This is a genomic window from Conexibacter stalactiti, assembly GCF_033542075.1.
GTDB lineage: Bacteria > Actinomycetota > Thermoleophilia > Solirubrobacterales > Solirubrobacteraceae > Conexibacter > Conexibacter stalactiti.
Genome location: NZ_JAWSTH010000001.1, coordinates 86,724 through 100,075, shown reverse-complemented (window position 1 = coordinate 100,075; position 13,352 = coordinate 86,724). Strand labels below are relative to the sequence as shown.

Genomic DNA, 13,352 nt, shown 5'->3' with positions numbered 1-13,352 from the left:
GAGGCAGTTGAGCGGATTCGTGGAGGGCCGTGTCGCGATCGTGACCGGCGCAGGCCAGGGACTGGGGCGCGCGCACGCGCACGCCTACGCGCAGGCGGGCGCGCACGTCGTCGTCAACGACGTCGGCGAGGCGGCCGAGCGGGTCGCGGCCGAGATCGCGGCGGTCGGCGGCTCGGCGCTGGCGCATCCCGCCGACGTCGCCGACTGGGAGGCGGCGGCGGGGCTCGTGAACGCCGCCGTCGAGACCTTCGGCAGACTGGACGTGCTCGTCAACAACGCCGGGATCGTGCGCGACCGCATGCTCGTCTCGATGAGCGAGGCCGAGTGGGACGCCGTCCTGCGCGTCAACCTCAAGGGCCACTTCCTGCCGCTGCGCCATGCCGCCGCGCACTGGCGCGAGCTGGCGAAGGCCGGCGGCGATCCGCAGGCGCGCGTGATCAACACCTCCTCCGGCGCCGGCCTGCTCGGCGCCGTCGGCCAGGGCAACTACGCCGCCGCGAAGGCCGGCGTCGCGGCGCTGACGCAGGTCGCGGCGGCCGAGCTGGGCCGCTACGGGATCGCCGTCAACGCGATCGCGCCGAGCGCGCGCACGCCGATGACCGAGGTCGTCTTCGCGGCGTCGATGAGAAGACCGGACGAGGGCTTCGACGCGATGGACCCCGCCAACGTCTCGGCGCTCGTCGTCTGGCTCGGCTCGCTCGAGGCCGGCGCGGTCAGCGGCCGCGTCTTCGAGGTCGAGGGCTCGAAGGTCAGCGTCGCCGACGGCTGGCGCTACACCGAGCCGGCCGACAAGGGCGCGCGCTGGGAGCCGGCCGAGCTGGGCCCCGTGATCGCCGGCCTGATCGAGCGGGCGCCGGTGCCGCCGCCGGTCTACGGAGCGGCCTGATGGACCTTCGCCACCGACCCGAGGACGAGGCCTTCCGCGCCGAGGTGCGCGCGTGGCTGCACGACCACCTCGTCGGCGACTACGCCGCGCTCGACGGCGCCGGCGGCCCCGGCCGCGAGCACGAGGGGATCGAGGTCCGCCGCGCGTGGGAGCGCGAGCTGGGCGCCGCCGGCTGGATCGGCCTCGGCTGGCCGGCCGAGCACGGCGGCCGCGGCGCGACGCTGCTGCAGCAGGTGATCTTCCACGAGGAGTACGCCGCCGCCGGCGCGCCCGGCCGCGTCAACCACATGGGCGAGCAGCTCTTGGCGCCGACGCTGCTGGCCTTCGGCACCGACGCGCAGAAGGCCCGCTTCCTGCCGGGGATCCTCAGCGGTGAGGAGCTGTGGTGCCAGGGCTACTCCGAGCCCGACGCCGGCTCCGACCTCGCCGCCGTGCGCACCCACGCGCGGCTGCGCGACGGGCAGTGGCGGATCGACGGGCAGAAGGTCTGGACCTCGCTGGCCGAGCACGCCGACTGGTCGTTCGTCGTGACCCGCTGCGAGCCCGGCTCCGAGCGCCACAAGGGGCTCGCCTACCTGCTCGTGCCGATGCGCCAGCCGGGCATCGAGATCCGTCCGATCGTGCAGATCACCGGCACCGCCGAGTTCAGCGAGGTCTTCTTCCAGGACGCCGTCACCGACGGCGACCTCTGCGTCGGCGCGCCCGGCGAGGGCTGGAAGGTCGCGCTCGGGACGCTCGCTTTCGAGCGCGGCGTCGCGACGCTCGGCCAGCAGATCGGCTTCGAGCGCGAGCTGCGGCGCGTGATCGCGACCGCGCATGAGACCGGCGCGATCGAGGAGCCGGCCCTGCGCGACCGGCTCGCCGACGCCTGGGTCGAGCTGCGCGTGCTGCGCTACAACGCGCTGCGCACGCTCGCCGGCGACCCGACCGCGGCGGCCGGCTCGGCCTCGGTCGCGAAGCTGCTGTGGGGTCCGTGGCACCGCCGCCTCGGCGAGCTGGCCGTCGACGTGCGCGGCGTCGCCGCGACGGTCGCGGCGGGCGCGCCGTACGACCTGTCCGAGGATCAGGCGCTGTTCCTCTACACGCGCGCCGACACGATCTACGCCGGGTCCGACGAGATCCAGCGCAACATCATCGCCGAGCGGATGCTCGGCCTGCCGCGGGGGTGAGGGAATGGAGTTCGCGTTCACCGAGGAGCAGGAGGAGCTGCGAGCGGTCGTGCGCGCCTTCCTCGCGCAGCGGTCGAGATCGGAGCAGGTGCGGGCCGGCTTCGCGCCCGCGACCTGGGCGCAGCTGATCGAGCAGATGGAGCTGACGGCGGTCGCGCTCCCGGAGGCGGTCGGCGGCGCCGGCGCCTCGTTCGTCGAGGCCGGCGTGGCGCTGGAGGAGACCGGCCGCGCGCTGCTGCCGGCGCCGTACCTGCCGACGGTCGTCGGCGCGACCGCGCTGGCGAGCGCGCCGCTGTTGCAGGAGCGCGTCGTCGGCGGGGCGGTCGTCGCGCTCGCGCTCGACGCGCGCGAGCCGGCGCGGCCGGTGGCGGTCGCGCGGGCAGGCGCGGGTGACGCGCCCGCCGCCCCGACCCACCTGCTCGACGGCACCGTCCCGCACGTGCTCGACGGCGCGCTCGCGCAGCTGCTCGTCGTCTCTGCGACCGTCGACGGCGAGCCGGCGCTCTTCGCCGTCGAGGCCGACGCGGCCGGCGTAACGATCGCCGCGCAGCCGACGCTCGACGGGACGCGCGGGCAGGCGACCGTCACGCTCGACGGCGCCCCCGCGCTGCGGTTGAGCGCGCCCGGCGAAGGCGCCGCGGCGCTGGAGCGGCTCGCCGGCGTGCTGTGGGTCGCGCTCGCGATCGAGGCGGTCGGCAGCGCCGACCGCTGCCTCGCGATGACGGTCGACTACCTCAGAGAGCGGGTCCAGTTCGGGCGCGTGCTCGGCACCTTCCAGGCGCTGCGTCACCGCTGCGCCGACCTCGCCGCCGAGCTGGAGGGCGCCCGCGCGACCGCCCACTACGCCGCCTGGGCGGTCGACGGCGCACCGGCGGAGCTGGCCGTCGTCGCGCCGCTGGCGAACGCCGTCTGCACGCGGATGCTGCTGCACGTCGCGGGCGAGACGATCCAGCTGCACGGCGGGATCGGCTTCACCTGGGAGCACGACGCCCACCTCTACTTCAAGCGCGCGAAGGCGAGCGAGCTGCTCTACGGCACGCCGCTGGAGCTGCGCCGGCTGGCGGCGCGGCGCTCAGGGATCCTGGAGCCGGCGGTGCAGGCGGCCGCTTAGACGGCCGCCTGCACCGGCACCGCGAGCGCCTGACGGAAGAAGGCGAAGCAGTCCTCCGCCAGGTCGTCGGTGTCGTAGGCGGCGCTGGCGCGGAACCACTCGACGGTGCGCCAGAGGCCGTCGCGGATGATCGGGTAGAGGATCTTCGGTCTGATGTCGCTGCGGAAGGCGCCCTCGGCGACGCCGTCCTCGATCACCGTCAGCCAGGTGCGCCGCATCGAGGCGACCGCCTCTCTGACGTAGTCGAAGCGCGCCGTCTCGCGCAGGTGGTTGCGGTCGCGCTGGTACAGCTCCGAGGCGTGCGGATGGTTCTCGGCGCAGTGCAGCGAGGTGCGGATCAGGCCGTGCAGCCGCTCGGTCGCGTCGGCGTCGGAGCGCAGCACCTCGTCGTAGCCGGCGAGCATCTCGTCGAAGTAGCTCGACACGATCGCGTCGATGATCGTGTCCTTGGAGTCGAAGTGGTGGTAGATCGAGCCGGAGAGGATCCCCGCGGCGTCGCCGATCTCGCGCACGGTCGTGGCGGAGATCCCCTTGCGCGCGAACAGCTCGGCAGCCTTGTCGAGGATGATCGCGCGGCGGTCTGGTGCTGTGGCCACTCCCGTTCCCTTCCGATTGGACGGGAGGATCATAGACCAAGCAAGCGATTGGTTGTATCGTCTGGCGCGAGCGGCACGCAAGGCCGCATCCCGGAGGAAGAGGAGCAGGCAGATGCCAGAGGCGTACATCGTCGACGCAGTCCGCACCCCGGTCGGCCGCCGCGGCGGCGGGCTCGCGCAGGTCCACCCGGCCGACCTCGGCGCCCACGCGCTGCAGGCGCTGATGGCTCGCGTGGACGTCGACCCCGCCGCGATCGACGACGTCGTCTTCGGCTGCGTCGACACGATCGGCCCGCAGGCCGGCGACATTGCCCGCACCGCGTGGCTCGCCGCCGGGTTCGACGAGGCCGTCCCCGGCACCACGATCGACCGCCAGTGCGGCTCCTCGCAGCAGGCGCTCCACTTCGCCGCCCAGGGCGTGATGAGCGGCACGCAGGATCTCGTCGTCGCCGGCGGCGTGCAGAACATGAGCGCGATCCCGATCTCCGCCGCGATGACCGTCGCCGAGCAGTTCGGCTTCAGCGACCCCTTCTCCGGCTCGAGCGGGTGGCGCGCCCGCTACGGCGATCAGGAGATCTCGCAGTTCCGCGCCGCCGAGCTGATCGCCGCCAGATGGGAGCTGGAGCGCGACGCGATGGAGGCGTTCGCGCTGGAGAGCCACCGCCGCGCGATCGAGGCGATCGACGGCGGCCGCTTCGCGCGTGAGATCGCGCCGCTCGCCGGCGTCGAGCACGACGAGGGCCCACGCCGCGACACGACCCTCGAGAAGATGGCGGGGCTGAGAACGCTCAGCGAGGGCGGCCGCGTCACCGCCGCGCTCGCCAGCCAGATCTCCGACGGCGCCGCCGCGCTGCTGGTCGCCTCCGAACACGCGGTGAAGGAGCACGGGCTGACGCCGCGCGCCCGCGTCCACCACCTCAGCGTCCGCGGCGACGACCCGATCTACATGCTGACCGCGCCGATCCCGGCGACCCGGCGCGCGCTCGCGAAGGCCGGCATGACGCTCGACGAGATCGACCTCGTCGAGATCAACGAGGCGTTCGCGCCGGTCGTGCTGGCGTGGGCGAAGGAGCTCGACGCCGACCTCTCGAAGGTCAACGTCAACGGCGGCGGGATCGCGCTCGGTCACCCGCTCGGCGCGACCGGCGCGCGGCTGATGACCTCGCTGCTGCACGAGCTGGAGCGCAGCGGCGGCCGCTACGGCCTGCAGACGATGTGCGAGGGCGGCGGCCAGGCGAACGTGACGATCGTCGAGCGGCTCGGATGAGCGGCGCGCCGGCGGCCGGCGCCGAGCCGGCGCCGACCGGCGACACGGCCGCCCCCGCGCCAGCGCGCGAGCCGCTCGACTTCGCCGGCCGCGCCGGCGTCGCGCTCGTCAGCGGCGGCAGCGGCGGGCTCGGCGCCGAGATCTGCCGCCTGCTGGCCGCGCGCGGCAGCGACGTCGTGCTGACCTACCGCGGCAACGCCGACCGCGCCGAGCAGGTCGCCGGCCAGGTGCGCGCCGCCGGCCGCCGCGCCGAGGCGATCCAGCTCGACCTGACCGACGCCGACGCGGCCGCGGCCGCCGTCGCGGGCGTGCGCGAACGCCACGGCGCGCTGCACACGCTCGTCCACGCCGCCGGGCCGCACATCCCGCAGCTGCACCTCAGCCGGATCGCGCCGGCGCAGTTCGCCGCGGCGGTCGACGGCGAGGTCAACGCCTGCTTCAACCTGGTCGCCGCGGCATTGCCGGCGCTGCGCGAATCCGGCGGCTCGATCGTTGCCGTGACGACCGCCGCGACTCGCCGCTACCCCGCCCGCGACGGCCTCAGCGCGGCGCCCAAGGCCGCCGTCGAGATGCTCGTCAGAGCGGTCGCGGCGGAGGAGGGGCGCTACGGCGTGCGCGCGAACTGCGTCGGTCCCGGGATGCTGACCGACGGGATGGCGGAGCGGTTGATCGCCAGCGGCGACCTCGACGAGCAGGCGCTCGCGATCACCCGCCGCAACATCGCGCTGCGCCGCTTCGGCAGTGCGCGCGACATCGCCGAGGCGGCCTGCTTCCTCGCCTCCGACCGCGCCGGCTTCGTCTCCGGGCAGCTGCTCGACGTCGACGGCGGCTATGGGATCTGACGGCGGCGGCCGGCTCGCCGGCCGCGTCGCGCTGATCACCGGGGCCGCGCGCGGGCAGGGCGCCGCCGAGGCGCGCCTGTTCGCGCGTGAAGGCGCGCGCGTCGTGCTGTGCGACCTGCTGGAGGCGGAGGGCGCGGCGGTCGCGCGCGAGCTGGGCGCCGAGCGCGCCGAGTTCGTCGCGCTCGACGTCACCGACGAGCGCGGCTGGGAGCGCGCCGTCGCCCGCGCGGTCGCCCGCTTCGGCCGCCTCGACGTGCTCGTCAACAACGCCGCCGTGCACTGGAGATCCCCGCTGGAGCAGGAGACCAGCGACGGCTTCGAGCGGATGCTGAGCGTCAACGTGCGCGGCGCCTTCCTCGGCATCCGCAGCGCGACGCCGGCACTGCGCGAGGCCGGAGGCGGCGCGATCGTCAACGTCTCCTCGACCGCCGGCATGACCGGCTACCCGGAGCTGGGCGCCTACGCCGCCTCGAAGTGGGCGCTGCGCGGGCTGACGCGCGTCGCCGCGCTGGAGCTGGCCGCCGACGGGATCCGCGTCAACGCGCTGCTGCCCGGCGGCATCCGCACCGCGATGGTCCCCGACCCCGACGCGCCCGGCCGCTGGGACGGACTGCCCGCCGGCCGCGTCGGCGAGGTCGAGGAGATCGCGGAGGCGGCTCTGTTCCTCGCCTCGCCGGCCTCCTCCTACATGACCGGCAGCGACCTCGTCATCGACGGCGGTGCGCTCGCCGGCTGACGTATCTGCTTCGATTCCGAGATGCACGACGACGGCCACGCGATCGCGTACAAGGCGCTCAAGCGCGGGACGCTGGTGCGCGACAGCGCCGGCGCGGAGATCGGCAGAGTCGCGCGCGTGCAGGACAACGTGCGCGAGAACATCTTCGACGGGATCGTCGTAGAGACGCGCGACGGCAAGCGCTTCGTCGACGCGCCCGAGGTCGGCCACATCGCCGAGCGGGCGGTGACGCTGACGATCACCGCCGCCGAGGTCGCCGCGCTGCCGGTCCCGAGACCGGGCTTCGTGCAGCGGCTGGAGCACGCGCGCGTGGTGCGCCGCGCCAGACGCGCCGCGCGCGACCTGCGCGACCGCTAGGAGCGGCCGCGCACGGCAGCGGGCGCCGCGGGCGTCAGGCCGTCGCCGGCCGCGGTCTGCCGCCGCTCGGTCTTCTGCGGCCGCCCGGCTCCTCCGCCGCCTCCTGCTCGGCATCCTGCGCCGTCAGCGGCTTGGCGATGTTCTCGAGGCTCTGCCGCTCCGCTCTGACGGCGAGGAAGGCGGCGACGAGGCCGGCCGCGATCATCAGCACCGCGCCGATCACGAACGCGAGCGCGACGTCGTTGACCTCGCCGGTCTCGGTCAGGCGCGAGAAGACCTGCGGGCCGGTGATGCCGCCGACCGCGGTGCCGACCGCATAGAAGAAGGCGATCGCCATCGCGCGCGTCTCCATCGGGAAGATCTCGCTGACGGTCAGGTAGGCCGAGCTGGCGCCGGTCGAGGCGAAGAACAGCACGACGCACCAGCAGAGCGTCATCGTCGTCGCGGTCAGCGCCTCCTGCTGGAAGAGGAAGGCGGTCACCAGCAGCAGCACGCCGGAGACGATGTACGTGCCCGAGATCATCACCTTGCGCCCGACCGAGTCGAACAGCGGCCCCAGCAGCAGCGGGCCGACGAAGTTGCCGACGGCGATCGCGGCGAAGTAGTAGCCGGTGTGGCCGGAGGGGACGTCGAAGAAGGTGATCAGGATCGTCGCGTAGCCGAACGTGATCGCGTTGTAGAGGAAGGCCTGGCCGATGAACAGCGAGAGGCCGAGCGTCGTGCGCTTCGGGTAGAGCTTGAAGACGGTCTTCGCGATCGTGCCGAAGCCGATCGAGTGACGCTGGCGGATCGTGATCGAGTCGTCGGGCTCCGGCAGCTCTCTGCCGGTCTCCTCACGGGCGATCCGCTCGGCCTCGGCGACGATCTCCTCCGCCTCCTCCTCGCGGCCGTGGATCATCAGCCAGCGTGGGCTCTCCGGCACGTGCCGGCGGACCAGCAGGATCACGACGGCGAGGACCGCGCCGAGCGCGAACGTCAGGCGCCAGCCGACGTCGGCGGCGAATATCGCCTCGTCGAGGAAGAAGACCGACAGGAACGAGCCGATGAAGGCGCCGATCCAGAAGCTGCCGTTGATGACGAGGTCGACGCGGCCGCGGACGCGGCTGGGGATCAGCTCGTCGATCGCGGAGTTGATCGCCGCGTACTCGCCGCCGATGCCGAAGCCGGTCAGGAAGCGGCAGGCGAAGAACCACCACGAGTCGAACGACAGCGCCGTCAGCGCGGTCGCGACGAGGTAGACGGCGAGCGAGACGAGGAACAGCTTCTTGCGGCCCATCCGATCGGTCAGCCAACCGAAGAAGAGGGCGCCGAGACAGGCGCCGGCGACGTACAGCGAGGCGGCAAGACCGCTGATCTGCGCGGCGCTGATGTCGAGGCCGGAGCCGGGCTCGGCGATGCGGCCGGCGACGTTGCCGACGACCGTCACCTCGAGCCCATCGAGGATCCAGACGGTCCCCAGTCCGATCACGATCATCCAGTGCCAACGGCACCATGGCAGGCGATCGAGCCGTGCCGGGATCTCGCTTCTGATCGTGCCTGTCTGCACGCTGCTGCTCATTGCGGCCTCCTCTGACTTCTGGCCGAGAAAGGTGTCCGCAATCGCGGAGCGGAAAACGGTGGGCGCGCCAGGCTGACCGTCGCGGCCTTGACCGCGGCGCTCCACTCTGGGCGCAATCGCGGTTCCACATTTCCGAGTATCGGGGGCGGGCAGATGGCCGCGGACGAGCTGGACCTCACGACGCACGGCGGCATCACGCCGCGCGGCCTCGAAGCGGTGCCGAAGTCGCCGCTGTTCGAGGGCCGCTTCGGACGCATGTTCCGCGCGCTCCCGATCCCGTCGCACGCGGACGCGGCACTGAGAGCGCTCGGCGAGGCGCTGCCAGAGGAGAGCAACGTCGGCGCCGCCGCCGACAACCCGGCGATCCCGTCGGCCTACACCTACTTCGGCCAGTTCGTCGACCACGACATCACGTTCGACCCGGTCTCCCAGCTGCAGCGGGTCAACGACCCCGACGCGCTCGTCGACTTCCGCACGCCGCGCTTCGACCTCGACTCGGTCTACGGTGCCGGGCCGTCCGCGAGCCCGTTTCTGTACGAGTCGCGCGACCCCGTCTTCGGCGGGGTCAAGCTGCTCGTCGGCAGAAACCCGCCGAACGACCCGCTGCAGGGCGGCGATCCGCTCGACCCGCAGGACCTGCCACGCAACGAGCAGGGCCGGGCGCTGATCGGCGACCCGCGCAACGACGAGAACATCATCGTCTCGCAGCTCCAACTCGCCTTCCTGAAGTTCCACGATCGCGCCGCCGACCGCGTTCGCAGAGCGACGAGACTGAACGGCGCGGCGCTGTTCCAGGAGACGCGCCGGCTCGTCACCTGGCACTACCAGTGGGTCGTGATCCACGACTTCCTCGAACGGGTCGTAGGGCCGGAGCTGGTCAGAGACGTGCTCGTGAGAGGGCGCAGATTCTTCGACTGGGAGAACACGCCGTTCATGCCCGTCGAGTTCTCCGCCGCCGCCTACCGCTTCGGCCACTCGATGGTGCGGCCCGACTACGACCTCAACGAGACCGTCACCGGTGTGCAGATCTTCGCCAGAGCGGCGAGACCGGGGACGTTCGAGAGCCTGCACGGCTTCCGCCGCCTGCCGTCGCTGTGGACGATCGACTGGTCGCACTTCGCGCCGCTGACCAGACGCAGACCGCAGCCGTCGCGCAAGATCAACATCCGCCTCGCGCCGCCGCTGATGAGACTGCCGACGAGCGTCGACGCCGGTCGCAACCCGCTCGCGGTGCTGAACCTGCTGCGCGGCAGAGCGCTGCAGCTGCCGTCGGGCCAGGCGGTCGCCGGCGCGATGAGACTCAGACCGCTGACGACGGCGCAGCTCGCGTTCGGCAGATTGAGACTGGCGGCCGCCCACCGCAGAGCGTTCGAGTTGGAGACGCCGCTGTGGTTCTACGTGCTGCGCGAGGCGGAGGTCTTCGGCAGATCGCAGCGCCTCGGGCCGGTCGGAGGGCGGATCGTCGCGGAGGTCCTGATCGGCCTGCTGGAGGGCGACCCGAGCGGCTTCCTGAAGGCCGAGCCCGACTGGCGTCCGGGCAGAGGCGCGGTCGCCTTCCCCGCCGCCAGAAGAGGCGACTTCACGCTCTCGGACCTGCTCAGATTCGCGACGACCTAGGGGAGGGGCGGCGGCGCGCCGTCGGCCCGCCGCCGCTCGATCAGCAGCTCGATCCCGTCGAGCACGATCGCGAGGCCGTGCTCGAAGCGGTCGCTCCAGCCGGCTGAGACGTCGGCCCAGGCGGCGCGGCGGTCGCCGTCGCCGAGCAGGCGGCGCATCGCGGGGAAGTCGCCGCCGTCGATCATCCCCTCGAGGTAGTCGAACGCCGCCTCCTCGTCCCACTCCGTGCCCTCAGCGGTCGTGCGCTCCGATCTCTCGCCGACCTCGCGCGTGACGAAGCCGAAGACGTAGTCGTCGAGGATCGCCACCAGCGCGAGCCGCTCGCGCGGCGGCAGGCCGGTCGCCTCGATCGCGACGAGCGACTGCTCGAAGTGGCGCATGCCGTTCGGCCCGAAGCGGGCGCCGCGCAGCCCCTCCAGCGCCCACGGGTGGCGGAAGAAGGCGTCGCGCGAGCTGCGCGCGATCAGGCTCGTCGCGGCGCGCCAGTCGTCGCGCGGCAGCGCCTCGTCGGGCAGCAGCACCTCGGCCATGATCGCGTCGTCCATCAGCGCCAGCAGGTCGTCCTTGGTGCTGACGTAGTGGTAGAGCGTCATCGTGCCGGCGCCCAGCTCGGCCGCGACGCGCCGCATCGAGACGGCCTCGAAGCCGTCGGCGTCGGCGATCGCGAGCGCGGTCGCCGCGATCTGGTCGCGCGTGAAGCGCGGTCTGCGCGTGCCCGGCTCGGGCCGCATCCAGATCGGCAGTCTTGCCTCCGTTGCCATTCGTACAGCGTACTGCTAACGTTGATCGTACGATGTACGAAATTCATGTACGCAGTACTACCAACACCGCCGCGCCGCCCGCTCCGGGCCGCGCCGGCGCCGCGCCGCCGGCTTCCGCAGGCGCCGCCGCGGCATCCGAGATCGCCGCCAGGCGATCTCGCAAGGCGACGGAGTCGCCCGGTGTCGTCGCCGAAGGGCTCGGCAAGCGCTACGGCGACCTGTGGGCGCTGCGCGAGCTCGACCTGCACGTCCCCGCCGGCAGCGTCCTCGGACTGCTCGGCCACAACGGCGCCGGCAAGACGACGGCGATCCGGATCCTCACGACGCTCGCCGCGCCGACGACCGGGACGGCGCGCGTCGGCGGCCACGACGTCGTCGCCGCGCCGGCCGCGGTGCGCGCGAGCATCGGGGTCGCCGCGCAGGACGCGACCGTCGACGGGCTGCTGTCGGCGCGCGCCAACCTCGAGCTGATCGGCCGCCTCTACCACCTGCCGCGCGCCCACGTCCGCCGCCGCGCCGACGAGCTGCTGGAGCGGGTCGGGCTGGCGGCCGAGGCCGACCGCCTCGTCAGAACCTTCTCCGGCGGGATGCGCCGCCGCATCGACCTCGCCGCGACGCTCGTCGCCGCGCCGCCGGTGCTGTTCCTCGACGAGCCGACGACCGGTCTCGACCCCGCCAGCCGCAACGACCTGTGGGAGCTGCTGCGCGAGCTGGTGCGCGACGGCACGACGCTGCTGCTGACGACGCAGTACCTGGAGGAGGCCGACCGGCTCGCCGACCAGATCGTCGTGCTCGACCACGGGCGCGCCGTCGCCGGCGGCTCGCCGGCCGAGCTGAAGGCGCGCGTCGGCGGCGAGCGGATCGCCGTCTCGCTGCCGAACGCCGCCGACCTCGGTCGCGCCGCGCAGGCGCTGGCGCCGTTCGCCGACGGGCCGATCGCGCAGAGCGGCGGCGAGACGACCGCCGCGCCCGTCGCGACGGACGCGCCCGGTGACGGCGACGAGGACCAAGGCCCCCTCGTGACCGCCCCCGTGCTCGCCGGCACGCGCCTGATCGAGGTCGTGCGCGCGCTCGACGCGGCCGGCGTCGACGCGACCGACGTCCACCGTCGCGCCGCGACGCTCGACGACGTCTTCCTGACCCTGACCGGAACCGGAGCGGCAGCATGAGCACCACCGCACTCCCGACCGCGCCGAGCGCCGCGCAGCGCGCCCGCTGGCTGGTCGCCGACAGCGCCGCGCTCGCGCGCCGCAACCTCTCGCACGTCCGCCAGATCCCCGAGAAGCTGCTCGACGTCACGCTGCAGCCGATCATGTTCGTGCTGCTGTTCGCGTTCGTCTTCGGCGGCGTGATCGCGATCCCCGACGGCAACTACCGCGAATACCTGATCGGCGGCATCCTCGTGCAGTCGCTGGCGTTCGGGATGATGGGCCCCGGCGTCGCGATCGCGACCGATCTCGGCGAGGGCTTCGTCGACCGCGTCCGCTCGCTGCCGACCTCCCGCAGCGCCTACCTCGGCGGCCACATGATCGCCGAGCTGGCCGCGATGACGCTCGCGATCACGATCCTCTCGCTGACGGGACTCGTCGTCGGCTGGCGGATCCACGCGGACGTCGCGCATGCCGTCGCGGGATACGGCCTGCTGCTGCTGTTCGCGCTCACGATGCTGTGGTTCGGGACGCTGATCGGCGTGCTCGTGCGCTCCCCGGACGCGGTCGCCGGCTTCGCCTTCATGGCGATCTTCCCGCTGACCTTCGTCTCGAACGCCTTCATCCCGGTGGCCGGCCTCCCCGACGGCCTGCAGCAGGTCGCCGAGTGGAACCCGATCTCGGCGCTCGTCGCCGCCGTGCGGACGCTGTTCGGCAATCCGACCGGGCTGCCGGCCGACCCGCCCTGGCCGCTCGCGCATCCGGTGGTCGCCGCCTTGCTGTGGTGCGTGCTGCTGCTGGTCGTGATGGTCCCGCTGACGGTGCGGCGATTCCGCGTCCGCGCGACGGGGTAGTCAGAGGGCCGAGCGCCCCACCGGAAACCGGACCCGCGGGCAGGAATCGCGTCCGCGGGTCTGGTCTTCCCTCAGTAGCGGCCGCTGATCCAGTCCCAGGCGCGTCTCAGGCGGTCCGACAGCTCCGGCTTGTCGACGTCGTCGGGATCCGCGTCGAGCGCCGCCGGGCCGGGCTCGGGATCGTGCAGCTCGTCGGAGGTGACGTTCAGCACGACGCCGCGTTCGAACAGCTCCTCGATCTGCTCGGCGTCGGCGAAGCGGTGGCCGCCGGGACCGAGGCGGGTGTCGATGACGATCCCGTCGAAGATGTCGATGTTCGCGTCGGCGAGCACGTGGTCGACGGTGCCGACGCGCTCGCCGGCGGCGTCGTAGACCTCCGTGCCCGGCTCCAGCACGAGGTAGGAGATCGCTGCTCCGAGATCGGGCATGGCGCGAGCATACCCACGACGG

Annotated in this window: 14 protein-coding genes; 10 read left to right on the top strand and 4 right to left on the bottom strand. The window is 73.1% G+C overall.

The features are described 5' to 3' along the window. Positions 1 to 7: 7 nt before the first annotated feature. The 3 genes from R7226_RS00430 to R7226_RS00420 are packed head-to-tail and all read left to right on the top strand — an operon-like array spanning position 8 to position 3,166. Positions 8 to 886, top strand: coding sequence for an SDR family oxidoreductase (locus R7226_RS00430; RefSeq protein WP_318595040.1), 879 nt, complete (start codon positions 8 to 10; stop codon positions 884 to 886). Further along, positions 886 to 2,055: an acyl-CoA dehydrogenase family protein gene (locus tag R7226_RS00425; protein ID WP_318595039.1), complete on the top strand. Its 1,170-nt coding sequence runs from the start codon at positions 886 to 888 to the stop codon at positions 2,053 to 2,055. The genes R7226_RS00430 and R7226_RS00425 overlap by 1 nt, the downstream gene beginning before the upstream one ends. A gap of 4 nt (positions 2,056 to 2,059) precedes the next feature. After that, the gene (locus tag R7226_RS00420) at positions 2,060 to 3,166 is read left to right on the top strand and encodes an acyl-CoA dehydrogenase family protein (RefSeq protein WP_318595038.1); all 1,107 of its coding nucleotides are present in this window, start codon (positions 2,060 to 2,062) and stop codon (positions 3,164 to 3,166) included. Here the strand turns inward: R7226_RS00420 and R7226_RS00415 are convergent. Then, positions 3,163 to 3,762, bottom strand: a complete 600-nt coding sequence (locus R7226_RS00415; protein WP_318595037.1) for a TetR/AcrR family transcriptional regulator — start codon at positions 3,760 to 3,762, stop codon at positions 3,163 to 3,165. The two genes, R7226_RS00420 and R7226_RS00415, sit on opposite strands and share 4 nt — an antisense overlap. Before the next feature lie 112 nt (positions 3,763 to 3,874). Between R7226_RS00415 and R7226_RS00410 the strand changes: the two genes are divergently transcribed. From R7226_RS00410 to R7226_RS00395, 4 genes are read left to right on the top strand one after another with little or no spacing between them, the layout of a single operon-like run. Beyond that, positions 3,875 to 5,029 carry an acetyl-CoA C-acetyltransferase gene (locus R7226_RS00410; protein WP_318595036.1) on the top strand — a complete coding sequence of 385 codons (1,155 nt, stop codon included), beginning with the start codon at positions 3,875 to 3,877 and terminating at the stop codon, positions 5,027 to 5,029. Next, a complete protein-coding gene (locus tag R7226_RS00405) occupies positions 5,026 to 5,871 on the top strand; it encodes an SDR family NAD(P)-dependent oxidoreductase (protein WP_318595035.1) in 846 nt (281 codons plus the stop codon). The genes R7226_RS00410 and R7226_RS00405 overlap by 4 nt, the downstream gene beginning before the upstream one ends. After that, positions 5,861 to 6,607, top strand: a complete 747-nt coding sequence (locus tag R7226_RS00400) for an SDR family NAD(P)-dependent oxidoreductase (RefSeq protein WP_318595034.1) — start codon at positions 5,861 to 5,863, stop codon at positions 6,605 to 6,607. Before R7226_RS00405 ends, R7226_RS00400 begins: the two co-directional genes overlap by 11 nt. A 21-nt stretch (positions 6,608 to 6,628) precedes the next feature. After that, the gene (locus tag R7226_RS00395; protein ID WP_318595033.1) at positions 6,629 to 6,964 is read left to right on the top strand and encodes a hypothetical protein; all 336 of its coding nucleotides are present in this window, start codon (positions 6,629 to 6,631) and stop codon (positions 6,962 to 6,964) included. Positions 6,965 to 6,998: 34 nt separating this feature from the next. Here R7226_RS00395 and R7226_RS00390 read toward each other — a convergent pair whose 3' ends face one another. Continuing rightward, positions 6,999 to 8,522, bottom strand: a complete 1,524-nt coding sequence (locus R7226_RS00390) for an MFS transporter (protein ID WP_318595032.1) — start codon at positions 8,520 to 8,522, stop codon at positions 6,999 to 7,001. A gap of 153 nt (positions 8,523 to 8,675) precedes the next feature. On the opposite strand from R7226_RS00390, the gene R7226_RS00385 reads away from it, so the two are divergent. Then, on the top strand, positions 8,676 to 10,139 hold the full coding sequence (locus R7226_RS00385; protein ID WP_318595031.1) for a peroxidase family protein: 1,464 nt from the start codon (positions 8,676 to 8,678) through the stop codon (positions 10,137 to 10,139). On the opposite strand, the gene R7226_RS00380 is transcribed toward R7226_RS00385, so the two are convergent. Then, complete coding sequence (locus tag R7226_RS00380; protein WP_318595030.1) at positions 10,136 to 10,900, bottom strand: TetR/AcrR family transcriptional regulator; 765 nt, start codon at positions 10,898 to 10,900, stop codon at positions 10,136 to 10,138. The genes R7226_RS00385 and R7226_RS00380 overlap by 4 nt on opposite strands. Positions 10,901 to 10,932: 32 nt before the next feature. Here R7226_RS00380 and R7226_RS00375 point away from each other — a divergent pair, with 32 nt between their 5' ends. Together R7226_RS00375 and R7226_RS00370 are read left to right on the top strand one after the other, a co-directional pair. Next, positions 10,933 to 12,069, top strand: a complete 1,137-nt coding sequence (locus R7226_RS00375; RefSeq protein WP_318595029.1) for an ATP-binding cassette domain-containing protein — start codon at positions 10,933 to 10,935, stop codon at positions 12,067 to 12,069. Further along, complete coding sequence (locus R7226_RS00370) at positions 12,066 to 12,902, top strand: ABC transporter permease (protein ID WP_318595028.1); 837 nt, start codon at positions 12,066 to 12,068, stop codon at positions 12,900 to 12,902. The genes R7226_RS00375 and R7226_RS00370 overlap by 4 nt, the downstream gene beginning before the upstream one ends. A 71-nt stretch (positions 12,903 to 12,973) precedes the next feature. Here R7226_RS00370 and R7226_RS00365 read toward each other — a convergent pair whose 3' ends face one another. Then, complete coding sequence (locus tag R7226_RS00365) at positions 12,974 to 13,330, bottom strand: DUF2171 domain-containing protein (protein WP_318595027.1); 357 nt, start codon at positions 13,328 to 13,330, stop codon at positions 12,974 to 12,976. Positions 13,331 to 13,352: the final 22 nt, after the last annotated feature.